The sequence below is a fragment of the Achromobacter sp. SLBN-14 genome (genome assembly GCF_006715415.1).
Taxonomy (GTDB): domain Bacteria; phylum Pseudomonadota; class Gammaproteobacteria; order Burkholderiales; family Burkholderiaceae_B; genus Achromobacter; species Achromobacter mucicolens.
Map to the genome: position 1 here is coordinate 3,114,314 of NZ_VFNE01000001.1, position 24,115 is coordinate 3,138,428.

Genomic DNA, 24,115 nt, shown 5'->3' on the forward strand with positions numbered 1-24,115 from the left:
TGGGGTTGTCTCATAGCCGATGATAATTTTTATCGGACCGGGCGATTACCCCATCGATCTGCAGAACTGTTCTGCGAAGCCAGCAATATTGCGGCTTGCGGCGGCATCGTCTTCTTGCGGCGGCGGCGCGCGTGACCGGCATTATGCCGGATCGCGGCTGATCTTTGCGCACCGGTACAGCGCCTCCTTGTCCAGCACCGTCAATCCGCCGTAATGCGTTTGCAGGACACCCTCGCGCGCCAGCCGGGTCAGCGCGGCGTTGCAGCGTTGGCGCGAGACGCCGCACAGGCCGGCGATTTCTTCCTGCGAGATCCGCAGCCGGCCCTGCGTTCCCGAATGGACCTCGGCGTCCAGCTGCGCGGCGACGGCGCGCGCGACGGTGGTGTCGACGTCGAGCAGCACGTTGCCCGTGTAGCAGCCCATCAGCCAGTTGACCCGCTGCGCCAGGTGCGTCATCAGCGCCTTGGTGAATTCGATGTTGTTGTTCCAGAGGCGTTCGCAGGTGTCGCGCGGCAGGATCACGATCCGGCTGGGCCGCAGGGCAACGACTTCGTATTCGAAGCGCTCGCGGCGGATCATGGTGGCTTCGCCGAACCAGCTGCCCGTGCTGAAGCCGGCCAGCGACAGCGTGCGGCCGTCGGTGCCGGGTGACGACCACTTCACCAGCCCTTCGACCACGCCATACCAGCCGGGCGACCGCGATCCCGCGCGAAACAGGTATTCGCCGGCCGCCAGGGACACCGTTCGCAGCTCGGCGCGCACCACGTCGCGCTCGAGTTCCGGCAGGCCCTTGTACCAGGGCACCACGTCGAGCATCTTGTCGACCGCGCTGCGCGCCGGCCGGCGGCTTGCGTTCGACACGTCGTTGCCCGCCAGGGCAGGCGGTTCGCGCATGTTCGTTCCCTGTCTGGAGGTGGGATGCGGCCCAGGTAAACCCTAGGATTCTTTGTCAACGTGATGACTGTCCGCAAGGGCAGCCGGACCGCAGAATGTTTGACGCCTACGGGCCAAAAACCATAAGAGGAGACCGGTATGTTGTCAATGCCACGCCTGCTGTCCGCCACCGCCATCGCCGGCGCCCTGTCCGCCACGCTGCTGCCCGCCACGGCCGCGCAGGCGCAAATTTCGGACGACGTGATCCGCATCGGATTCATTACCGATATGTCCGGCGTCTACTCGGGCCCTGACGGCCCCGGCGGCGCGGAGGCCATCAAGATGGCGATCGAGGAAATGGGCGGCCAGATCGACGGCAAGAAGATCGAACTGTTGACGGCAGACCACCAGAACAAGGCCGACGTGGCCTCGGCCAAGGCGCGCGAATGGTTCGACCAGCGCGGTCTGGACATGCTGATCGGCGGCACCAATTCCAGCACGGCGCTGGCCATGTCCAAGGTGGCGGCCGACAAGAAGAAACCCATCATCGTGGTGGGCGCCGGCGCGCCCGCGCTGACGAACGAGCAGTGCACGCCCTACACGCTGAACTACGCGTACGACACTGTCGCGCAGGCGCGCGGCACCGGCGCGGCGGTGGTCAAGACGGGCGGCAAGAGCTGGTACTTCCTGACGGCCGACTACGCCTTTGGACACGCGCTGCAGGCCGACACCACCAAGGTCGTCGAGGCGGGCGGCGGCAAGGTCGTGGGCAGTGTGAAGCATCCGCTGGCCGCCAGCGATTTCTCGTCGTTCCTCTTGCAGGCGCAAAGCAGCAAGGCGGAGATCCTGGCGCTGGCCAATGCCGGCGCGGACGCGACCAATTCGATCAAGGCCGCGAACGAGTTCGGCATCACCAAGACGATGAAGCTGGCGGGCATGATCATGTTCATCAACGACATCCACGCCATGGGCCTGCCGGCCGCGCAGGGCATGTACCTGACCGACAGCTGGTACTGGAACGCGTCGGACGAAACGCGCGCCTGGGCGCGCAAGTTCTTCGAGCGCCGCCAGGCCATGCCGTCGTCCTTGCAGGCGGCCGACTATTCGGCGGCGTTGCAGTACCTGCGCGCGGTCAAGGCAACCGGCACGGACGACGCGGACAAGGTGCTGGCTTACCTGCGCGAAAACAAGCTGAACGACATCTACATCAAGGACGGCGTCGTGCGTCCCGATGGCCGCGTCGTGCACGACATGTACCTGCTGCAGGTCAAGCGCCCGGACCAGTCGAAAGAGCCTTGGGACTACTTCACGGTGGTGCAGGCCATCGACGGCAACGAGGCCTTCACGAAGCAGTCAGAAAGCCGCTGCGCGCTGTGGAAATCCTAGGAGAACGGCATGGCCAAACGCAAAGTGATCGTGACCATCGCCCCGACGGGGGGCATGGCCCTGAAGAGCCAGAATCCGCACCTGCCGACGCAGCCCGCGGAGATCGCGGAGGATGTCTACCGCTGCTACAACGCCGGGGCAAGCGTCGTGGCGCTGCATGCGCGGCGCGCGGATGACCTGGCGACGTGCGATGCCGGCGTGTACCGGAAGATGAACCAGCTCATCCGGGAGCGGTGCGACATCGTCCTGAACAACTCCACCGGCGGCGGCGTGCACGGCGACATGGTGGCCGAGACGTCGCCCGGCACGTGGGAGATCCTGTGGGAGGAGCGTCTGAAGGGCATGGATGCGGGCGCCGAGATGTGCACGCTGGACGCCACCACGCTGAACCTGGCGTTCGGCGACCGCGAATACCTGATGAACACGCCGCTCAGCAAGGGGCGCGAGCTGGCGGCCGGCATGAAGGCGCGCGGCATCAAGCCCGAGTGGGAGGTGTTCAGTCCCACGCATATCCTGCAGGACGTGACCACGCTCATCAATGAAGACCTGGACGAAGGCCCGCACTTCATCAACCTGGTCATGAACGTGCATCGCAACTTCCAGAACGCCATGCCGTTTTCGCCGCGGCATCTGCAGATGATGGTGGACCTGCTGCCCAGGAACAGCGTCTTCTGCGTCAGCGGTATCGGGCCGTCGCAACTGGAGGCCAACATCAGCGCGCTGCTGCTGGGCGGCCACGCGCGCGTCGGTCTGGAAGACAACCTGTACTACCGGCACGGCGAGCTGGCCACCAATGTGCAGCTGACCGAGCGCATCGTGCGCATCATCCGCGAAATGGACATGGAGCCGGCCACGCCCGCCGAGGCGCGCGAAATCATGGGCCTGCCGCTGAAAAGCGGCATCCGCCCGGAGTTCGCGCTTTGACGCAACCGTCAGGCGGCGCGGCGCAGGGCCGCGCCGCCGCCATTCATCATCGGGAAGGGACATGACCGAATCATTGAAAGGCGCCCGCGTACTGGTCACGGCGGGCGCGCAGGGCATCGGGCTGGCGATCGCGCGCAGGTTCCTCGATCTGGGCGCCGACGTGCATATCTGCGACGTGGACGAACAGTCGCTCCAGGCAGCGCGGGAAAACCTGCCCGCCTTGAGCGCCAGCCGGACGGACGTGTCTGACGAAACGCAGGTGCTGGCGATGTTCGAGGCGCTGGGCGCGCGGTGGGGCGCATTGGATGTGCTGGTCAACAATGCGGGCGTGTCCGGGCCGACCAGCCGTCTGGAGGACACCACGTTGGACGCGTGGCGCAACACGCTGGACGTCAACCTGACGGGCACGTTCCTGTGCGCGCGCAGCGCGGTACCGCTGCTGCGTGCCGCGGGCGGCGGCGCCATCGTCAACATCTCGTCGGTGGCGGGGCGGCTGGGGTTCTCGCTGCGCTCGCCGTACAGCGCCAGCAAATTTGGGCTGGCCGGGCTGACGCAGACCTGGGCGATGGAACTGGGGCCGTCGAACATCCGCGTCAATTCCGTGCTGCCGGGCGTCGTGTCGGGCGACCGGGTCGAGCGCATCATCGCGGCGCGCGCCGAGGCCGGCGGGGTCAGTAGCGAGGCGATGCGCGAACAGCTTGTGGAAAAGGTGTCGCTGCGCCGCATGACCCGTCCGGAAGACGTGGCGAATCAGGTGGTGTTCCTGTGTTCGGATCAAGGGGGGATGATCAGCGGGCAGAGCATTTCCGTGTGCGGGAACGTGGAGTATCTGGGATGAACCTGGGTGCGCGCCCGGCAAGCGCCGGGCGTTGCATGTCAGGGGCAGTCAGGCGCGGGGCCGCTAGGCTTGCGGCGGCCTTGCAGCATCCGGACAATCGTCCTTTCTACCGCGCCGGCTTCGGCCAGTACCGCGATGACCAGCGCCGCCGTGCCGATGGCGAACATCGTCCGGTGCTGTCCGCCGCTTGCGCTGAACACGGCCGAGTACCCGTAGCCGGCCAGCGCCTGGAAAGTGGCAAAACTGACCGTTGCGCGGCTCCATGCCCGGTTCTGCGCAAAGGCATCGTGCGGAATCAGGTCGTGGATTCGCGCCAGCGCGAGCGGCACGATGCCGGGAGGAAAAGTACCCGCCACCAGCGCGGCGGCGCCCAGCCCTGCGGGATGGTGGCTGACGCTCAGAACGCCCATCGCCACTGCCTGCACGGCCAGCACGATGCGTAGGGCTTGGCGCGGGCCAAGCCGATCGCCCAGCCAACCATAGAGCGGTGGCCCCATCATGGCGCCGACGCCGTAGAGAATCCAGAAGCGCGCGCCGGCCGCGGCGCCCGCGCCCAGTCCGCGCTCGACGAAGTCAACCAGAAAGACCATGGCCGGGACAAGCGCCACTGCCATCAACCCATACTGGCCGAACAGCAGGATCACGCCGGCCCGATGATCGGAACGCTGGCGGGCCGTGACCGGTGTGCCCGGCGCCGCGTCCGCCAACCGGCGCGACGCGGCGCCATGCGTCGGCCACGCGTGCCAGGTCAGCAACGTCAGCGCGGCAGAGATGGCGGCTAGCCCCAGCCAAGCCGCCTGCAGGCCCATGGCAAGCAGCCACGGCACCACCGTGCCGGAGCCTGCGATGCCAACGCCTATGCCCAGGAAGATGGCGCCGCCTGCCAGGCCGCGCCGGTTGGGCGACACGTGCGGCAGGATCGTCGCCGCGGCCAGGACCATGATGGCGCCGCCCGCGATTCCCGAGGCAAGGCGCCAGCCGAAGAACCAGCCGATCGACAGCGGCAGGCTGCACGCCGCGAAGGCCAGCGTGACAAGCGCCATCATGGCGCGCAGGACCTGCGTGCTGGAAAAGCGTCGCGCCAGGGGCTGGCCGATGAGCGCACCGATGAGGTAGCCGGTCAGGTTGGCGGCGCTCAGGAACACCACGCTGGACGATGAGAACCAGTGTGCCTGGATCAGCGCGGGCACCAGCGGCGCGTAGGCAAAGCGGGCCAGGCCGATGCTGGCCAGGCTGGCGGCGAACCCGGCAAGAACATATCGCCAGGCAAAGGTTGCTGTCCCGGGCGGCGCCGCCACGGGAGGGGTTGCCGCGGAGGGCGCGGCGGCGGATGGATGCGACATGGGGAACCTCACGCTTCGAATGCCGGGTAAACCGACCGGCCTGCGAAAAAGTATAGGTAGCCCTGGTGCTGCGATCACGCAGCAATTTGCATTATCAGTAATGCAAAAATGCAGCGGTCGCCGCCGCTGGCTTTTTGGGGGAGGGGCGGCCGCAGGGCTGGGACGCCGGCAATCGCCGCCTATTGATGCGGCGGATCGAACTGGTTCGCCACGGCGTCGATGAATGCCCGTACCCGGGCCGTGTGCCTCAGGTCCTGGTGCGTCACCAGCCACACCGGGAAGCCGCCCGCGCGTTCGCGCGCGGGCCACAGGCGGACGAGTCCGCCGCGCTCGGCCATGGGCACGGGCAATTCGCCGATGCCGATTCCGTCGGCGATCATGGCACGCAGCATCAGGCTGGAATTGGCTGTGGCCACGATGCAGCCGGCTTGGGCCGGTTCGCCGACGATGGTGGGCGCACGGCCGCTTTCGAGATAGGGCTGGTAGTACACCAGGTCATGTCCTTGCAGGCCCTCGCCTTCGGATGGGGCGCCCCGGTGTTCCAGGTATTGTTCGCTGGCGTACAGGCCCACCGGCCAGCGCGCCAGTTGGCGCGCGACGAGATCCGGGTTGTCGGGCTTGACGTTGCGGATGGCGATGTCGGCCTCTCGGCGTGCAAGATTGGCCATCTGGGTCGACACGCTCAAGCGGACGCGCACGGCGGGGTGCTGCGCGTGCAGCGCTGCGATGGCCGGTATGACGAACTCCATGGCCAGCGAGTCGGTCGTTGCGACCTTGACCTCGCCTTCGAGCCGTCCGTCGGTGCCTTGGGCCTGCCGCACCAGGTCATGGGCGAATTGCTCCATGCGCTCGGCGGCGCGCAGGACGCTTTCGCCCGTGGGCGTCAGCGTGTAACCGGAGGAACTGCGCAGGAACAGCGTCGCGCCCAGGGTGTGTTCCAGTGTGGCGATGCGCCGTCCGATCGTGGCCTGGTCGACGCCAGCCACGCGCGCGGCGCGTCGCAGCGTTCCTTCTCGTTGCAACGCCAGAAAGATCCTCGCATCGTCCCAGTTCATTGCTTCCTTCGCGGCTGTGCGCCGACATCGCCAGGCCCGTCTGGGCAGCGGAATTATCGCCCAAACCCCGTTGCCAAATCCCGCCGCCCCGGTCCATAATCTGCGCTTTGTTAACTGATAACCGTTCGCATTATTGTCAATGCGGAGGGTGTCGCGGGCGGGATCGTGAGCGGATCGGAAGGGGCATCCCAGGACTTCGAAAGCCTGTACGGCAATCACCACGGCTGGCTGCTGGCCTGGGTGAACTGGCGCCTGGGCAATGCGGCCGATGCCGCCGACCTGGCGCACGACGCGTTCGTGCGCCTTTTGACGCGCCCGTGCAAGTTCGACAACGCCCGGCATGCCAGGACCTATCTGCGCCGGATGGCCAACGGCATGTGCATCGACCTGTGGCGCCGCCGCGACCTGGAGCAAGCCTGGCTGGACGCCCTGGCGGCGCAGCCGGAACCCACGGTGTCGTCGGCCGAAGACCAGGCCATGGTGCTGCAGGCGCTAGGCGAGATCGATGCCATGTTGCGCGGACTGCCGCCCAAGACCGCCCACGCCTTCGTGATGGCGGTGGCGTGCGAGATGACCGACCAGGAAGTGGCCGACGTGCTGGGCGTGTCCTCGCGCATGGTCCGCAAGTATGTCGCGCAGGCCATGCTGAACTGCATGAAACTGGAAGCGCGGCTGGCGGCGGGGATGGCGGGCGAGCCGTCGATGCCGCAGGTGGCGGCCCCATGACCGCCGCGCAAGCGCGCGAGCCCTCCCATCGCGCGATGGAGCAGGCCGCCGAATGGTATGCGCTGCTGCGGTCGGGCGATGCGTCGGCCGCCGAACGCCAGCAATGGCAGCAATGGATCGACCGCGCGGCAGAACACCGTGAAGCCTGGGGCTACGTCGAACGCATCGGCCGCCGCTTTTCGCCCCTGCAATCCAGTCCGGACCGGGATGCCGCCGTGACGGCGTTCGGGCAAGCCGCGGCGGCCCGTCCGCGCGCGCGCCGGCAACTGCTGTTGGGAATGGCGGGCGCGCTGGGCATGGCGGGGCTGGGATGGACGGCGTGGCGGCAGACGCCGCTGCCGCTGGTGGCCTCGACCTGGGGCGCGGACCATCGGGCGGGACTGGGCGAAACCCGGCAGATCGCCCTTGAGGACGGCACCCAGGTCTGGTTGAAGGCGCTCAGTGCATTCGATGTCGACTATGGCGCCACGCTGCGCCGGTTGCAGCTGGTCGCCGGCGAACTGTTGATCGATACCGCCAAGGATCCCCTGCGTCCCTTTGTGGTCGACACCGCCCAGGGGCGGCTGCAGGCGCTGGGCACGCGTTTCACGGTGCGCGGCGAGGACGATGGCGTGGTGGTCGCCGTGCATGAAGGGGCCGTCCGGATCGACACGGCGGCCAGCCGCGCCAGCGGCATCGTGGCGGCGGGGCAGCAGGCGAGATTCACCGCGAACGCGCTGGACGGGTTCGTGCCCGCGGATCCGGCGCGCGAGGCCTGGACGCGCGGCGTGCTGGTGGCCGACGACACGCCGCTGGCCGACGTGGTGGCCGAATTGCGCCGGTATCACTTCGGCCACCTGGCCGTGGCGCCTGACGTTGCCGGCCTGCACGTCTTTGGCAGCTATCCCATCCGCGAAACGGACCGCGCGCTGAGCATGCTGGCCTCGGTGCTGCCTGTCCAGGTGCGCCGCACGATGCCCTGGTGGATCAGCCTCGAAGCGCGGGCCTGAAAAAAAGATCCGCGAAACGGTTCCGGGTTTTGCCTGCTCGTTCGAATAAGGAGAGTAAGAGACGCTCGCGCCCTGCCATCCGCGGGGCCGGCGCGCCGCTCCGACTTCCCGAACCCTACGCACGAGAGCACTGGTCCCGTCATGTCCCACCGTCATTCCTGCCCCGCCGCGGCCTTCCCCGTGACCCCCGCGCGCGCCCTGGCCCGCCGCCGCGGGCGAATCCCGTCCTGGGGCTTGCCGCTGGCCCTGGCGATGGCCATGTCCGCCGTCTGGGGCCCGCCCGCCCACGCGCAGGCGGCGCCCGCCGCGGCAGGCGTGGCCGATCTCTTCACCTTCGACATTGCGCCCGCGCCGCTGAACCAGGTGCTGACGCGGCTGGCGAACGAGTCCGGCATTCTGTTGGCCGCCCAGCCGTCGCTGGTGGCCGACCGCCAGAGCAACGGCGTGCGGGGCCGCTATACCAGCCACGAGGCCCTGGACCGGGCGCTGGCCGGGACGGGACTGCGCGCCACGCGCGAGGCGCCGAACCAGTACCGGCTGAGCCTCTTGCCCACCGCGCAGGCCACGACGCTGGAACCGGTGACCGTGACGGCGTCAAGCCTGTACAGCGGCCTGCCGCCCGTCTACGCCGGCGGCCAGGTGGCGCGGGGCGGGCGCCTGGGCCTGTTGGGCGACCGCGACGACATGAGCACGCCGTTCAGCGCGACGCAGTACACCGCCAAGCTGATCGAGGACCAGCAGGCGCAGAACATCGGCGACGTGCTGGTCAACGACCCGACCGTACGCAATACCTATTCGCGCGGCGCAGGGCGCGACGAGTTCAACATCCGCGGCTTCACGCTGTTCAACTACGACGTATCGTTCAACGGCTTGTACGGCGTGTCGCCGCGCAATTCGAGCTCGCTGATCGGCGTGGAGCGGGTGGAAGTGCTGCGCGGCCCCAATGCGCTGCTGAACGGCATGGCGCCGTATGGATCGGTGGGCGGTTCCATCAACCTCGTGCCCAAGCGCGCCGGCGCCGATCCGCTGAACCGCTTTACCGTGTCCTACATCAGCGACAGCCAGTTCGGCGCGCACGCCGACCTGTCACGCCGCTATGGCGAGAGCCAGGAGTGGGGCGTGCGCCTGAACGTGGCGGGCAGCGGCGGCGACCTGCCGATGGACGGGTCCAAGGAAGACCTGGGCGCGGTGGCGCTGGGCCTGGACTACCAGGGCGAGCGCCTGCGCCTGGAAGGCGACATCAACTATCAGAACCGCACCACCGATGCGCGCAGTGGCCTCCTGTTCCCGCCGCCTTCGGGCGTCGATATCGGCCGGGCGCCGGACGCGCGCCGCAATTTCTTTCCGTCGTGGACCTACTGGAAAACCAAGGAATGGTCGGGCGCGCTGCGCGCCGAGTACGACGTGTCGCCCGATTGGACCGTCTACGGCGCGGTGGGCGCGCGCAAGCATGACTTTGAAAGCATGCAGACCAGCTGGCTCATGCTGAACGAAGCGGGCGACATCGGCGCGGTGCCGGCCCGCCTGAACGAGTCGCTGATCAGCAAGACAGGCGAGGTGGGCGTGCGCGGCCGCGTGCAGACCGGCCCGCTCAAGCACGAGCCGGCGCTGAGCGCCAGCGTGCTGGATATCGACTATTCGGCGGCGCGGATCCGGTCCAGCACGGTGTTCTCCAACATCTACAACCCCGTCGACCTTGCCAAACCGAACATCGCGCGTCCGTCGGATCTGCCCCGTGTCAGCGACTCGCGGCTGTACAGCATTGCGCTGGCCGATACGATCTCCCTGGCTGACGACCGCGTGCAGTTCATTGCGGGCGTGCGGCACCAGCGCGTGGAGTCCACCAACTTTGACGCGATGAGCGGCCGCCAGACGTCGAACTACAACGAGTCCGCCGTCACGCCGGCGTTCGCGCTGACCGTCAAACCCACCGAGCGCCTGTCGCTGTACGGCAACTACATCGAAGGCCTGAGCCAGGGCGGGACCGCGCCCCAAGGGGCCGTCAACGCCGGTGAAGTGTTTGCGCCGGAAATCTCCAAGCAGTTCGAAGTGGGCGCCAAGTACGACTTCGGCCAGTTCGAAACCACCCTCAGCGCGTTCCAGATCGAGCGCCCCAGCAGCTACCTGGATCCGGCCTCCTTGCGCTACGTCTCCGACGGCAAGCAGCGCAATCGCGGCCTGGAATTCCTGGTGCAGGGCGAGCCGACCCGCGGCGTGCGGCTGCTGGGCGGCGTGGCCTACACGGATGCGCGCCTGACGCGCACGGAAGGCGGCGTGAACGACGGCAACCGCGCGCCCGCCGTGCCGCGCCTGCAGTTCAACGCGTCGGCCGAATGGGACACGCCGTTCGTGCCGGGCCTGACACTGACGGCGCGCATGCTGCGCACCAGCTCGCAGATCGTCGACGTCGCCAACACGCAGGAGATCCCGGGCTGGACGCGTTTCGACGTGGGCGCGCGCTATGCCTTCAACGCCAACGGCAAGCCCGTGGTCGTCCGCGCGATGGTCGAGAACGTGCTGAACAAGAACTACTGGCAGTCGGCGGCGCGCGAGGGCCTGACGGTCGGCGCGCCGCTGACGGTGCTGTTGTCCGTCAGCACGGAGTTCTGAGGCAGGCCTTCGGTTGCCGGGCCACGTTCCGCCCGGCAGTCAGCCTTTGACCTGGGCTGACTGATAAAAGCAGTAGCCGCTGCTGCGCAGCGTCTTGACCGGCAGCGTCTGCCCGCTCAGGGCTTCGACGCGGCGGCGCAACCGGCGCATTTGCGTGTCCAGCCGGCGTTGGTCGTATTCCAGATAGTCGGCGCCCAGCGCCTCGACGATCTGACGGCGGCTGATGTTTTCGCCGGGTTGGCTCATGAGGACATGCAGCACGGTCAGGTCCTGCTGCGACAGCGGCATGGCCTCGGCGCCGGGAATGTGCAGGCGGCGCGGGCCGATTTCCAGCAGCCAGCTGGGAAGCGGCTGATCCTGACCCGGCTGGGGCAGTCCCAGGCGGCGCACCAGCGCGGCGAGTGTGGCGGCCAGTTCGTCCAGGTCGCAGCCCTTGCCCAGGTAGTGATCGGCGCCCATGCCAAGGCCCGAAATCCGGTCGCGGCCGGTCTGGCGCGCACTGAAAACCACGATGCCGACCTGCTGGCCTTGCTGGCGCAGCCGCTGGATCAGGTCCAGGCCGCAACCGTCCGGCAGGCCGATGTCGATGACGGCAAGATGGTGGCGGCCGGGATCGAAGCGCTGGTCGAATTCCTGCAGGCTGGACACGCACGACGGCGCGTATCCCAACTCTTCGAGGAACTCGCCGAGCTCCTGGCGCAGCACGGGTTCGTCTTCGAGCAGGATCACTTCGGGCATGTCGCGCCCGCGGAATGCAGCGTGAAGGGCTGGTGTAATCTGCCGGGTTGCACGGGAATGCTGCGTAAATTGCGATTGATGAAACGGGAATGTTACTCCAGGGCCACGCTGTGGCTGGCGCTGCTGGCCTGCCTCTTCGCGGGTCTTGTGGCCGCGGCCGGACCGGTGCGCGCCGAGCCGCTGCGCCTGGATGGCCAGGAGCGCGTGCAGGACGCAAGCGGCCATCTTGAGCGGCTGATCGATCCCGATGGCGGGCTTGATGTCGCGCACGCGGCCGCCGCGGACGGCTGGACGGCGCTGCCGGGCAGCCTGAGCGCGGGGTTCACGCCCGCGACGATCTGGCTGCGCCTGCCCGTGCAGGTGGACAAGGTCATGCACGGCGGCTGGATGCTGCGCCTGAGCAATTCGCTGCTGGACGACGTGCGCATCTATGTGGGCCACGCCGGCGGCTGGACGATGCTGGGGCGCAGCGGCGAGGATCTGGCGCGGCGCAAGTGGCCGGTGGACTATCGCAGCCCCGTGATCCAGTTCAATCCGTCGCAACCCGGCGCCTACGTCATCCTGGTGCGGCTTCAAAGCAAGAACGCGCTGGCGACGCGGCTGGAAGTCTGGCAGCGGCTGGCGTTCGACAACCAGTCGCGCCGCGAAGGCCTGCTGTTCGGGCTGTACTTCGGCTTTTACCTGCTCCTGATCTGCGCGCACGCCGCGTTCTGGCTGGTGACGCGCGCGCCCATGAGCGGCCTGTTCCTGGCCTACATCGGCAATTGCGTCTTCAACGAGGTGCTGTCGCTGGGGTTGGTGCAGCAGTTGACGGGCCTGCCCGTGGCCTGGAGCGACCGCCTGCTGGGCGTGGGCATTGCCGTCAGCCTGCCGGTGGCGCTGCGCGTCGCGTTCCGCCAGTTGAATCTGGAAGCGCTGTATCCGCGTGCGGTGCGCGGCCTTTACTGGCTGTTCTGGGGCATTGCCGCCGTGTGCTCGGCGCTGATCGTGACGGGGCATTATGGCGCCGGCATGCTGCCGATCCAGACGCTGGGGCTGCTGGTCATCATCGCGTTCATCATGCTGGGCGCGTACCTGCTCAAGCGGGGCTGGCGGCCGGCGCGCTTTTTCGCGCTGGCGTTTGGCGTGTTCTACGTGGGCGTGCTGATCGCCTTCCTGCGCAACCTGGGAGTGTTCCCGGTCAACGCCTTCACCGAGTACGTGTCCACGTTGGGCACGATGCTGCACATGCTGCTGCTCAGCCTGTTCATCGTGGGACGCTACGAGCGCCGGCGCCGCGTCCGGGAATTGCAGCAGGCCAACCTGGCGGCCGACCTGGCGCGCCAGCACAGTCATTGGCTGGAACGCGAAGTGGCCCTGCGCACGGCAGAAATGCAGGGCGAGATCGAACGCCGGGTCGCTCTGGAAGGCGAACTGCGCACCTCGCTGGAAAAGGAACGGCAGATGTTCACCGAGCAGCGCGAATTCGTGGCGATGGTGTCGCACGAGTTCCGCACCCCGCTGGCGATCATCACGACGTCGGCCCAGCAATTGGGCCGCAACCTTGCAGCCCCGCTGGAAAAAAGCCTGGCGCGCTGCGCCAACATCCGCGATGCGGCCATGCGCCTGTTGGCGCTGGTGGACGAATACCTGACCGATGACCGCATGCGCGAGCCGCGCGCCGAACTGCGCTTGACCCGGTGCGACCTGCCCGCGCTGCTGCAGGATCTGGCAAGCGAGTATCCGCCGGGCAGGGTGCAGTGCGCCTACGAAACGCAGACCCGGACGCTTGACTGCGACGCGGGCCTGCTGCGGATCGCGCTGCGCAACCTGCTGGCCAATGCCGACCGGCATTGCGCCGAGGGCGGGACGGTCAGCGTGTCGGTGCGCGAGGACGGGGACCAGCTGCGCATTGCGGTTTCCAATCCCGGCAGCGCCATTCCGGCCGGAGAGCAAGAACGGCTGTTTCAGAAATACTATCGGGGGCAGAATGCCACCCGGCATCCGGGGGCGGGACTGGGGCTGTATCTGGTCAGTTCCATCGCAGCGCGGCTGGGCGGTTCAGTGGCACTGGAAGCGGCCGGAGGCGTCGAGCCGGTGCGCTTTTGCATTAGCTTGCCTCACCTGCGAACCGACTGAAGGCGGCGCTGCCGCGAATATTGCGAAGTGCGCGGCAATTGTTGCGTAAATGCATCCATTCCGCGCCAGCGCTCGCGGGCCGCCGACGGTTCAAACGGGGGAAAAGCGCCGTGTTTTGGGCCTATTTGTGCCTATTCGACGAGAAGCGGCCGCACCTATTACAAGTTGCTCAGATTCGCTCAGATTCCGTTTTGCAATGATCGGTACATTTCAGACACGAAATTTACATGGTCACTACAAAATGTCTCGCCGCTTTCCGCTTACTCGCCTCGCCGCTTTGCTTAGCCTGAGCCTGCCGTTTTCCGCCCCGTCGGCGCTTGCACAGCCCACCGACTACATCCTCCATGCGGGTAATGCGCCCACCGTTGTCAACGTTGGGGATTACACCTCGATCAGCCTGGTCGGCGGCACGATCGTGGACGGCGACGTCGTGAACGATGGCTTGATGTGGCCGATGCGCTTCAGCCCCAATGGCGGCATCAAGGTACAGGGATCGACCGTGAATGGCTCGATCATCAACCAGGCCGCCCGGCAACTGACCAGCAATCGCGCCGGCATCAGCATCTCGGCCGGTTCCATGGTCAAGGGTGACATCATCAACGAATATCGGATTTCGGGCGAGTACAGTTCGGGCGTCGGTATCGAAGTGATCACCTCGGGCACGGTCCTGGGCAAGATCATCAACAACGGAAGCATCGACGCGGGCATCGTTGTCTCGGACGGTACGGTCACCGGCGGCATCGTCAACAACGGCGTCATCAATCCCAAGATGGATGGCATTGCACTTGACGTCGCCGGCGCCAGCGCGCCGATGACGATCGTCAACGGCGGCACGATCGCCGGCGACGTGATGCTTGGCACGTCCACCCTGGACATCACCGGCGGCACCATTACGGGCGGCGTCGTGGGCCCCGACGCCATCATGAACATCAATGGCGACTTCGGGGCAACCTCCAAGATCAGCGTCGGCCAGATCAACGTCGCGCCGGCCGCGACGCTGACGCTGAACGGCAACACTATGAAGGGCCTGGTGAACGTGAAGGGCACGCTGGCGGGTTCCGGCGAAGTCGGCCCGACGACCTTGGAGTCGGGATCGACCCTGTCGCCCAACGCCGCGGCGCAGTCGAACCACATCTTCATGATGTCGGTGTCGCCGGTTGTCGTCACCCCGCCGTCGCCGATCGGCACCATCACGGTGAATGGCGACCTGACCTTCAAGCCGGGCTCGACCTATCGCGTCGACGCCACCGCCGAGGGCAAGAGCGACCGTGTCAATGTCACCGGCACGGCCAATCTGGCAGGCTCAGTGGTGCACGTGGGTTCGGGCGGCACGTACGCCGAATCGACGGCCTACACCATCCTGTCGGCCAACACCCTGAACGGCCACTTCGACAGCGCGACCAGCGACATGGCCTTCCTGCAACCGTCGCTCAGCCATCAAGGCAACCAGGTCGTGCTGACGCTCGACAAGAAGCAGGTGCCGACCGACCCGGATCCCAAGCCGACCGAGCCGGCTCCCACGCCGACTGAACCGGCCCCCACGCCGACCGAGCCGACTCCCACCCCGACCGAACCGGCCCCCACGCCGACCGAGCCGGCTCCCACGCCGACCCAACCGGCCCCCACGCCCATCGGCAACGGCGGCACCCGCCCGATCGAATTCGCCGACCTGGCCGTGACCGGCAACCAGCGTGCGGCCGCGAACGCGTTGCAAAGCCTGCCCACGACCAGCTCGCTGTACACGCGGGTCCTGAACCTGCCCAACGGCGCCCCGGCCGGCGTGTTTGCCGACCTGTCCGGCGAATCGTTCGGCAGCAGCGTGTCGGCGATGCAGAACGTCAGCAACAACGTCGCCAGCCTGCCCACGGCACAGCTGCGCGCCAATATGAATGCCGGTTTCGTGGCCGGCCCCCCCACGGCGCAGGTTGGCCGTGGCGATGCCTCCATGCTGCCGCGCTCGAACGCGCAGCCGCTGTGGGCGCAGGCCTTCGGCAACTGGCGCACGATGGACGGCAACGGCGACGTCGCCAAGTCCCGTGAACGCGACGTCGGCATCTTTGTCGGTGGCGATCATGGCGTGGGCAACGGCTGGCGTCTGGGTGGCGCGTTCGGTTACACCGATAGCCGCATCACGGTGGACGACCGCTCGGCCAAGTCCGACGTGAACAGCTACAGCGCGATCCTGTACGGCGGCAAGTCGTTCGAAGCCGGCTCGGGCAAGATCAACTTCACGGCTGGCGTGGCCTACACGTGGCACGACATCGACAGCAAGCGCAACATCAACGCGGCGGGCCAGTATCAGGAGCTGAAGGCGGACTACAGCGCCAGCACCGGCCAGGTCTTCACCGACGTGGGCTACGCCATCCCGCTGAACGACCGCGTCACGCTTGAGCCGTTCTTTGGCGCGGACTTCAGCGACCTGCGCACCCGCGGCTTCTCGGAATCGGGCGGTGACGCCGCGCTGAGCGGCAAGCGCAGCACGAACAACGTGGGCACCACCACGCTGGGCCTGCGCGCACAGACGACGTTCGACGTGAAGGACAACGCGGGCCGCCTGCGCGGCATGCTGGGCTGGCGCCATGCTTACGGCGACCTCAACCCGGAAGCCACGATGTCGTTCGACGGCAGCCAGCCGTTCACCGTCGCGGGCAACCCGCTGGCGCGTGACGCGGCGGTCATGGAAGTGGGCGTGGATCTGGCGATGAGCAAGAACGCCACGCTGGGTCTGGCGTACTCGGGCCAGTTCGGCGACGGCAACCGCCAGAACACCGGCACGGTCAACGTGAGCTGGCGCTTCTAAGGCGATTCGATTCTGATCGGTTGCGAAGGCCGGCCTCTTGGAGGCCGGCCTATTTTCGTGCGGGGCCCGTCTTCGCTCGGCAAGGTGTCAGGCGCCCGCGGCTCGGTGCAATACCGGGTGTCCGGCGGCATCGCGCTTCGATACACTGTTTGGCCACCCCTATAACGAGAACGCCATGAGACAGATGCTTCCGACCCTGGGCGCCGCCCTGGTGCTATCGCTGGCCGCGAACGCCGCCGCCGCGCAGCAATCCCCGCCCCGCGATCCTTTTTTCTGGTTGGGAGAAATCAACAAGGCCACGGCGGTGATCAACACCGACGAGGGCCTGCTAGACAAGTCCATGGCGCCGCGAATCGCCGCGGGCGTGGCCAAGGTCATTAGCGACGGCAATCAGCCCGGCGCCAAGCGGCCGGCCACGGTCATCACCTTCGAGCCCCTGCTGATCAAGGCCGCTGGCGAAGATGTGACCCTGCTGCACGCGGGTCGTTCCAGCCAGGACATGCACGCCACCTATCGCAGCGCGATCCTGCGCGACAAGCTGCTGGAACTGGCCGACCAGCTGAACGCCACGTCGACCACGCTGGTGGAGCTGGCCGCCAAGCATGCGGGCACCATCGTTCCCAACTACACCAATGGCGTGGCCGCGCAGCCCAACAGTTACGGACATTACCTGCTGGGTCAGGCGGCAGGCCTGGCGCGGGACGCGCAGCGCATCCGTGAAGCCTACGTGCGCATCGACCGCTCGCCCATGGGCACGACCGTGTTGAACGGCACGAGCTGGCCGCTGGACCGCAAGCGCATGGCGCAATACCTCGGCTTCGAGGCGCTGGTCGACAACGCCTACGACGCCTCGCAGATCTCGTCCATGGACCAGCCGGTCGAGGTCGCGTCCATCGTCACCAGCATCGCGCTGCGTACCGGCAATTTCGTCGAAGACGTGATGACGCAGTATGCGCAATCGCGTCCGTGGATCCTGCTGCAGGAAGGCGGCGGCAATACCTACGTGTCCAGCGCCATGCCGCAAAAGCGCAATCCGGGCCTGCTCAACGACACGCGCAGCGACGCCTCCACCGCCGTGACGCTGGCGATGGGACCCGTGCTGCAGACGCACAACATCACGCCGGGCATGAGCGACCCCAAGGACGTGAAGCAGAATTCCGCGATGGTCGACAGCGCGATCTCTGCGCTCAAGCGCTGGGACCGCGTGCTCAAGGCGATGGTCATCAGCCCGGACCGCGCGCTGGAAGAGCTGAACAGCGACTGGACGGCCTCGCAGGAACTGGCGGACGTGCTGATGCACAAATACAAGCTGCCGTTCCGCGCGGGCCATCATTTTGCGTCCGAGGTGGTGTCGTACGCCAAGGCCAACAACATCAAGCCTCTGGATTTTCCGTACGCAGAGGCGCGTCGCATCTATGCCGACGCCATGAAGGATTCCAAGTACGGCACGGACCTGCCGATGAGCGAGGCCGAGTTCCGCGCGACGCTGGATCCCGTGGCCATCGTGAAGAACCGCGCCACCAGCGGCGGACCGCAGCCCAAGGAGATGGACCGCATGATCCAGGAGGCGCGCGAGCAGCTGGCCGCGCAGGACAAGTGGATCAAGGCGCGCCGCGCGCACATCCGCGATTCGCTGGCGGAACTGGACAAGCAGTTCGACGCGCTGGTGGCCAGCGCACCGAAGCCGTAGCCGCGGGTGATACGCGCCTGGGGCCGTCCCACCTAGGCGGCTCCACCTTGGCGGCCCCACCTAAGCGTCCCCCTCTCCTCCGCAGACCTGCAGCACGCAGCCGCGCAGCCAGCGGTGGGCGGAATCCCCGTCCATCCTGGGGTGCCACAACATCGACACCGTGAAGGGCGTCATCGAGAAGGGCAGCGCAAAGCTGCGCATGTCCGCGCGTAGCGCGGCAGTGTGCCTGTCCGGCACCGTGGCGATCAGGTTGGTGTCGCGCACTAGCGCAAGCGCTGTGGAAAAACCGCTGGCAATCGTGGCGACATGCCGCGCGCGGCCAGCCTGCGAAAGCGCCTCGTCGATCGGGCCGGATTCGCGCCCGCGGCGCGACACCAGAATGTGGCGGGCGTTCACGTAGCGCGTCAGCGTGACGTTGCCGCGGGCCAGCGGATGGCCCGCGCGCATGACCCCGATAAAACGATCCTGGAAAAGCGCGCGCGTGCGCAGCTCGGGACTGGCTGACTGGCCCACCACGCCGGTCTCCAGGTCCACGGCGCCGTCGCGCAGCGGCGCGCTGTCCTTGTCCAACTTCTGCAGGAAGCGCAGCCGCACGCCCGGCGCTTGCGTGTCGATGCGGGCCAATAGGCGCGCGCCGAAGTTCTCCACGAAGCCGTCGGTGACGCGCAGGGTGAAGGTGCGCACAAGGGCCGCGGGATCCAGCGTTTCGGTGGGGCGCAGCACCGCCTGCGCGTCCCGGACCAGCCCGCCGACCTGCTCGCGCAGCGCCAGCGCACGGGGCGTGGGCACCAATCCGCGCCCGGCGCGCACCAGCAGCGGATCGCCCGTGACGTCGCGCAGCCGCGCCAGCGCGCGGCTCATGGCGGAGGGACTCAGGTGCAACCGGCGGGCGGCGCCGGCCACGCTGCCTTCCGCGAGCAGCGCGTCCAGGGTGATGAGAAGGTTCAGGTCGGGCGTAGACATGCGGCAAACGTAGCACGCCGGCGGCCGGCGCGCTGACATTTGGCATGGCGCCGCGTGCAGGTATTAGCTGCAAATGCTGCGCCTTCCGCCAGGTGATATTGCGGCCTACGCTGGTGTCCTGTCTCTTTCATTCAGGACGCCATCATGCCGATTTCCGATCCCTCGCCATCCCATCCCCGTCTGGCGCTACTGTGCTGCCTGTCGCTGGCGATGCTGCTGTCTTCGCTAGGCACCAGCATCGCCAACGTCGGCCTGCCGGCATTCACGCAGGCATTCGGCGCGCCCTTCCAATCGGTGCAGTGGGTCGTGCTGGCTTATCTGCTGGCCATCACGATTGCGGTCGTCAGCGCCGGGCGGCTGGGCGACCTGATCGGCCGGCGGCGACTGATGCTGGCCGGGCTGGCGTGGTTTACCGCCGCGTCGGTGCTGTGCGGGGTGGCGCCCGGCCTGTGGACGCTGGTGGCGGCGCGCGCCGCGCAGGGCATGGGCGCGGCCGTGTTGATGACGCTTGCCATGGCCTTTGCCGGCGACGCGGCGCCGAAGGGGCGAGCCGGCAGCGCCATGGGTCTGCTGGGCACGATGTCGGCGGCCGGCACCGCGCTCGGGCCGACGCTGGGCGGCGCCCTGATCGCCGGGGTGGGTTGGCGGGCGATCTTCCTGGTGAATCTGCCGCTGGGGCTGCTGGCGTTCTGGCTGGCCTGGCGGCACCTGCCGCGCGATGCGCAGCGTGCCGCGCATCAACCGGTTCGCTTCGACTGGCCGGGCAGCGTGCTGCTGGCGCTGACGCTGGCCGCCTATGCGCTGTCCATGACGCTGGGCCGCGGCAGTTTTGGGGTGCTCAATGTCATTCTGCTGGCTGCGGCGACGGGCGGCGCGGGCCTGTTCATGTGGGCGCAGGCGCGGACGGCGCAGCCGCTGGTGCGGCCGGCCATGATCGGGAACCCGTTGCTGGCGGGCGGCTTTGCGGCCAATGCGCTGGTCGCCACGGTGATGATGGCGACCTTGGTAGTGGGGCCGTTCTATCTGTCGGGGGCATTGGGGTTGAGCGCTGTGCAGGTCGGGCTGGCGATGTCCTGCGGTCCGCTCGTGGCGGCGCTGGCCGGCGTGCCGGCGGGCCGCTGCGTGGATCGTTTCGGCAGCCGGCCGATGACGTTGCTTTCGCTGGGCGCGGTGGGCGGCGCCTGCGCCGCGCTGCCGGCCGCCGCGCTGGCGTTCGGCGTGACGGGTTACGTCGCGGCGCTTGCCACGATGACGGCGGGGTACGCGTTGTTCCAGGCAGCCAACAACACGGCGGTGATGGCGGCCGCAGGCGGCAGCGAACGCGGCGCCGTGTCGGGCATGCTGAACCTGTCGCGCAACCTGGGCCTGATCACGGGCGCCTCGGCAATGGGTGCGGTGTTTGCCGCGGGCGCCGGGGCCGCGTCGTTGGCCGATGCGCCGCCCGCCGCGCTGGCGGCCGGGCTGCGCGCGACGTTTGTCCTGGCCGCCGTGCTGTGCGCGCTGGCGATGGCCGCCGTGGCGGCAAGCGGCAAGCGGCTTGCCTCCGTTCAGCCGTAACGCAGTCCGGACAGGGCCGCCCGCCGCCGGCCGTCAGCGCATCATTCCGCCTTCAGGCCCGCCTGCACGATCAGCGGCTGCCACTTCAGCCGTTCGCTGCGGGCGAAGGCCGCCAGTTCGTCGGGCGTGCCGCCGCCGGGTTCGTGGCCCAGGTCCAGCAGCTTCTGCCGGACTTCCGGACGCGCGAGGATCTTGGCCAGGTCGTCGTTCAGCCGCTTCACGGCCGCGGGCGGCGTGCCCTTGGGCGCATACAGGCCGTTCCAGGCGATCACCTGAAAGCCGTCCAGCCCCTGCGCCGCCACGGAAGGCACGCCGGGCAGCAGGGCCGACTCCTTCAACGAGGTCACCGCCAGCGGACGCAACTTGCCGCTGGTGATGAACGAGCGCGCGGCGCTGACGGTGTCGATGCCAAGTTGCACCTGACCTCCCATCAGGTCCGTGGTGGCGGTGGCCGAACCCTTGTAGGGAATGCCCCGGATGCTGTTGACGCCCTGCTGCTTGAGCAGTTCGTAGACGAGGCGCGCGGTGGTGCTGGGCATGCCCACGTTGACGCTGTCGGGCTTGGCCTTGGACGCGTTGCGCAGGTCGGCCAGGCTGGCGTAGGGCGAGGACGGCGTGGTCAGCAGCACCATGGGAAACGAGCTGACCAGCATGACCGGCGTGAAGTCTTTTTCCGGGTCGAAGTTGGTGGACGCGTACATGTACTGGTTCAGCACGTGGGTGCCGTTGGTGCCCATCAGCAGCGTGTAGCCGTCGGGGGCGGCGCGCGCGACCTCGGAGGCGCCAATGTTGCCGCCAGCGCCCGGGCGGTTTTCCACGATGAACGGTTGGCCCAGGTCACGGGCCAGGTATTCGGCCAGGTAGCGGGCGGCGACGTCGGTGCCTTGGCCGGCCTGGTAGGGGACGATGATCTTGACGGGTTTGGAGGGATAGCTGTCGGCGGCCGAGGCAGGTTGCGCGAACAGCAGCGGCGCCGCGAGCGCGGCGATGAGGCGTATGGTCTTCATGGTGGTCTCCTCGTTTTTTATGGTGTGCTGCATGCGGGTGCGGCTAGGGCTTGGGAGGCGGCCATCGCGGCAGGATGCCCTGTTCCTGCAACGCCGCGATTTGTGAGTCGTCGAAGCCGGCCTCCCGCAGGACCTCGACGGTGTGTTGCGCATAGGCGGGCGGCGGGCGCTTGACGCGCGCGGGCGCCTGCGACAGCCGGACTGCCGGACCGATGCCGTGATAGCCATCACGATCCACGCGCATGCCGCGATGCGCGGTGTGCGCCTGCGCAAAGGCTTCGGGCACGCTGTTGACCGGGCCCGCCGGTACGCCCAGCTGCATCAGCTCGGCGCATAGCGCGTCCCGTGAACGCGTCGCCAGCGCGTGTTCGATGGCGTCGCGCAATGCATCGCGGTGCGCCAGCCGCGACCGGTTGGTGGAAAAGCGCGGGTCTTCGGGCAATGCCGTCAGGCCGGCGTAGTCGCAGAAGCGGCGGAACTGGCGGTCGTTCACCACGCCCAGGAAGATCTCGCCATCGCGGCAGGCATAGCGGTCATACGGCGCAATGTTGGGATGCGCGCTGCCCAAGAGGCCGGGCGTTTGCTGCGTGTGCATCCAGTTGGCGGCGTGCGGCACCAGCAGGCTGAGCGCGGTGTCGAACAGCGTGACCTCGACCCGCTGGCCCAGGCCGGTGCGCGCCCGGTGGTAAAGCGCCAGCAGGATGCCGGACTGCGCGGTGTAGCCGGTCAGGTGGTCGACGATGGGTACGCCGATGCGGGTCGGGCCGCTGGCCGGTTCGCCGTTGATGCTCATCAGGCCGCACATGGCCTGCAGCACCGCGTCGTAGCCGGGCAGGCCGCCCAGCGGGCCGTCGTCGCCAAAGCCCGTGATGGCGCAGTAGATCAGCTGGGGAAAGCGGGGTTTGAGGTCCGCCTCAAAGTCCAGCCCCCATTTGGCCATCGTGCCGGGGATGAAGTTTTCGATCAGGACGTCGGCATCGGCCAGTAGCGCAAAAAGCACGTCGCGTCCGGCGGGCCGGGACAGGTCCAGCCCGATGGCCCGTTTGCCGCGATTGACGGCGGTGAAGTAGGCCGCGTCGCCTGCTTCGTTGACCGGCGGCCCCAGGCTGCGGGTCTCGTCGCCGCCGGGCGGCTCGATCTTGATGACGTCCGCGCCCTGGTCCGCCAGCATTTGCGAGCACAGCGGACCGGCCAGGACCCGCGACAGGTCGATGACGCGCAGGCCGTCCAGCGCGCCCCGCGCGCGCGGCGCGGGGCTGGGTGCAGCTTGTTCCGATGAATCAGACATCGCCCACCTCGTCTGGGGGTTGCCGCCGGTCAGGCGCGGGTAGGCAATTCGACCACACCGGAGCCGAGTACGGACAGCTCGTCGTCCTGGTTGCGCGCTTCCTGTTCGATCTCGACCAGGTGCCGGCCATCTTCGACATACTTGCGCACGACCTTGCCCTTGAAGAACAGCATGTCGCCCTCGGGATTGTGGCGGCGGATCTTGCACGTGGACTTGCGCAGGAACCCCGCATCACCCATCCAGTTGGTGAGGTGATGCGTCAGCCACGAATTGCGCTCGGGACCGTAGTCGTAGGCGCCGGGCGCGCCGACTTCCAGCGCGAAGTCTTCTTCCCAGTGGACGCGCTCGGGCACGTCGGGAATGCCGAAGCGGTTGGTGATCCCCACGCCCGGATGCGCGTCGATGAGCTGCCACGCCAGTTTGTTGGCGCGGATGTACAGGCCGCCCCAGCCCTGCGCGAAGGCGATGAAGCCGGTCACCGTCATCGGGCCCTTGAACATCACGGGCAGTTCTTCGCCTTCCTTCACGTCTTCCCAGTAGCGCGGCGTGGCGCCGCGGACTTCTTCCTGGGCGTAGAGCTTGTAGGCTTCCTTGATTTCCTCGGGGCTGTAGCGGCGCGGCTCGCGTGCGCGGACTTCCGCGTACTTGCTGCCCTGTTCGCGCGCGTGGTCGCGTTCGGTGCGAAAGCACCAGCTGTCGGCCTCGGCGACCTTGTCGCCGTCCTGGTTGAAGAAGTCCACGTGATAGATCTGCTGCACGGCGCGGCCGGCAAACCGGGTCTGGTGTTCGATCAGGTTCTTCAGGTGCGCTTCGGTGGAGATGGTGTCGTTGCGCTTGACGGTCTTGTGCCAGGTCCAGTCCGCGCCCGACCACATGGCGTGCACGCCGGGCAGCCCGCCCACGTAGCCGGACACGATGCGGCTGGTGGCAAAAAGGAAGCTGGGCAGCGCGATGATGCCGCCGTGCTGGGTCTTGGCCGCGTATTCCGGGTCCGTCCACAGGGGGTTGTCGTCGCCGATGCCGTGGGCGTAATGGCGGATGTTGTCGCGCGTGGCCTCGTAGCACCACGGTTCGGCGGTGGCGCCGATCTTCACGCCGATGCGTTCGCGCAGCTCGTCCAGCCCGCGTTCGGTGATCTTGGGAAAGCTGCGTTCGGTCTTGGTCTGGGTCAGCATGATGTCTCCTGGTTTTGAAGATGGCCTGTGCCGGA

18 protein-coding genes are annotated in these 24,115 nt (G+C 67.7%); 10 read left to right on the top strand and 8 right to left on the bottom strand.

Annotated elements, in window-relative coordinates:
• Positions 1-141 precede the first annotated feature (141 nt).
• Positions 142-894 carry a Crp/Fnr family transcriptional regulator gene (locus FBY20_RS14330; RefSeq protein ID WP_223573155.1) on the bottom strand — a complete coding sequence of 251 codons (753 nt, stop codon included), beginning with the start codon at positions 892-894 and terminating at the stop codon, positions 142-144.
• Positions 895-1,041: 147 nt separating this feature from the next.
• Here FBY20_RS14330 and FBY20_RS14335 point away from each other — a divergent pair, with 147 nt between their 5' ends.
• The 3 genes from FBY20_RS14335 (at position 1,042) to FBY20_RS14345 (ending at position 4,021) form a co-directional block, all read left to right on the top strand.
• Positions 1,042-2,259, top strand: a complete 1,218-nt coding sequence (locus FBY20_RS14335; protein ID WP_056325938.1) for an ABC transporter substrate-binding protein — start codon at positions 1,042-1,044, stop codon at positions 2,257-2,259.
• A gap of 9 nt (positions 2,260-2,268) precedes the next feature.
• Positions 2,269-3,183, top strand: coding sequence for a 3-keto-5-aminohexanoate cleavage protein (locus FBY20_RS14340; protein ID WP_062839901.1), 915 nt, complete (start codon positions 2,269-2,271; stop codon positions 3,181-3,183).
• A 61-nt stretch (positions 3,184-3,244) separates the two neighbouring features.
• On the top strand, positions 3,245-4,021 hold the full coding sequence (locus tag FBY20_RS14345; RefSeq protein ID WP_142052957.1) for an SDR family oxidoreductase: 777 nt from the start codon (positions 3,245-3,247) through the stop codon (positions 4,019-4,021).
• 38 nt (positions 4,022-4,059) lie between these two features.
• Here FBY20_RS14345 and FBY20_RS14350 read toward each other — a convergent pair whose 3' ends face one another.
• Complete coding sequence (locus FBY20_RS14350) at positions 4,060-5,364, bottom strand: YbfB/YjiJ family MFS transporter (protein ID WP_142052960.1); 1,305 nt, start codon at positions 5,362-5,364, stop codon at positions 4,060-4,062.
• 179 nt (positions 5,365-5,543) lie between these two features.
• The gene (locus FBY20_RS14355) at positions 5,544-6,419 is read right to left on the bottom strand and encodes a LysR family transcriptional regulator (protein WP_056325015.1); all 876 of its coding nucleotides are present in this window, start codon (positions 6,417-6,419) and stop codon (positions 5,544-5,546) included.
• 162 nt (positions 6,420-6,581) lie between these two features.
• Between FBY20_RS14355 and FBY20_RS14360 the strand changes: the two genes are divergently transcribed.
• The 3 genes from FBY20_RS14360 (at position 6,582) to FBY20_RS14370 (ending at position 10,744) form a co-directional block, all read left to right on the top strand.
• Complete coding sequence (locus FBY20_RS14360; RefSeq protein WP_370458368.1) at positions 6,582-7,145, top strand: sigma-70 family RNA polymerase sigma factor; 564 nt, start codon at positions 6,582-6,584, stop codon at positions 7,143-7,145.
• Positions 7,142-8,134: a FecR domain-containing protein gene (locus FBY20_RS14365; RefSeq protein WP_142052964.1), complete on the top strand. Its 993-nt coding sequence runs from the start codon at positions 7,142-7,144 to the stop codon at positions 8,132-8,134. The genes FBY20_RS14360 and FBY20_RS14365 overlap by 4 nt, the downstream gene beginning before the upstream one ends.
• Before the next feature lie 141 nt (positions 8,135-8,275).
• The gene (locus tag FBY20_RS14370; RefSeq protein WP_082586353.1) at positions 8,276-10,744 is read left to right on the top strand and encodes a TonB-dependent receptor; all 2,469 of its coding nucleotides are present in this window, start codon (positions 8,276-8,278) and stop codon (positions 10,742-10,744) included.
• Positions 10,745-10,783: 39 nt separating this feature from the next.
• On the opposite strand, the gene FBY20_RS14375 is transcribed toward FBY20_RS14370, so the two are convergent.
• Complete coding sequence (locus tag FBY20_RS14375; protein WP_056325018.1) at positions 10,784-11,482, bottom strand: response regulator transcription factor; 699 nt, start codon at positions 11,480-11,482, stop codon at positions 10,784-10,786.
• Positions 11,483-11,560: 78 nt separating this feature from the next.
• Between FBY20_RS14375 and FBY20_RS14380 the strand changes: the two genes are divergently transcribed.
• The 3 genes from FBY20_RS14380 (at position 11,561) to FBY20_RS14390 (ending at position 18,090) form a co-directional block, all read left to right on the top strand.
• Positions 11,561-13,600: a sensor histidine kinase gene (locus tag FBY20_RS14380; RefSeq protein ID WP_142052966.1), complete on the top strand. Its 2,040-nt coding sequence runs from the start codon at positions 11,561-11,563 to the stop codon at positions 13,598-13,600.
• Positions 13,601-13,841: 241 nt separating this feature from the next.
• On the top strand, positions 13,842-16,400 hold the full coding sequence (locus FBY20_RS14385) for an autotransporter outer membrane beta-barrel domain-containing protein (RefSeq protein ID WP_160144407.1): 2,559 nt from the start codon (positions 13,842-13,844) through the stop codon (positions 16,398-16,400).
• A 175-nt stretch (positions 16,401-16,575) separates the two neighbouring features.
• Entirely contained in the window at positions 16,576-18,090 is a 1,515-nt protein-coding gene (locus tag FBY20_RS14390) for an argininosuccinate lyase (RefSeq protein ID WP_142052971.1), read from the top strand.
• Positions 18,091-18,150: 60 nt separating this feature from the next.
• Here FBY20_RS14390 and FBY20_RS14395 read toward each other — a convergent pair whose 3' ends face one another.
• Entirely contained in the window at positions 18,151-19,053 is a 903-nt protein-coding gene (locus tag FBY20_RS14395; protein WP_142052973.1) for a LysR family transcriptional regulator, read from the bottom strand.
• Between the two features lie 144 nt (positions 19,054-19,197).
• Between FBY20_RS14395 and FBY20_RS14400 the strand changes: the two genes are divergently transcribed.
• Positions 19,198-20,610: an MFS transporter gene (locus FBY20_RS14400; RefSeq protein WP_255452343.1), complete on the top strand. Its 1,413-nt coding sequence runs from the start codon at positions 19,198-19,200 to the stop codon at positions 20,608-20,610.
• Between the two features lie 41 nt (positions 20,611-20,651).
• On the opposite strand, the gene FBY20_RS14405 is transcribed toward FBY20_RS14400, so the two are convergent.
• From FBY20_RS14405 to FBY20_RS14415, 3 genes are read right to left on the bottom strand one after another with little or no spacing between them, the layout of a single operon-like run.
• Positions 20,652-21,617, bottom strand: coding sequence for a tripartite tricarboxylate transporter substrate binding protein (locus tag FBY20_RS14405; protein WP_056325024.1), 966 nt, complete (start codon positions 21,615-21,617; stop codon positions 20,652-20,654).
• Between the two features lie 43 nt (positions 21,618-21,660).
• Positions 21,661-22,905, bottom strand: a complete 1,245-nt coding sequence (locus tag FBY20_RS14410) for a CaiB/BaiF CoA-transferase family protein (RefSeq protein ID WP_142052975.1) — start codon at positions 22,903-22,905, stop codon at positions 21,661-21,663.
• Positions 22,906-22,934: 29 nt separating this feature from the next.
• The gene (locus FBY20_RS14415; protein WP_056325026.1) at positions 22,935-24,080 is read right to left on the bottom strand and encodes a MaoC family dehydratase N-terminal domain-containing protein; all 1,146 of its coding nucleotides are present in this window, start codon (positions 24,078-24,080) and stop codon (positions 22,935-22,937) included.
• Positions 24,081-24,115: the final 35 nt, after the last annotated feature.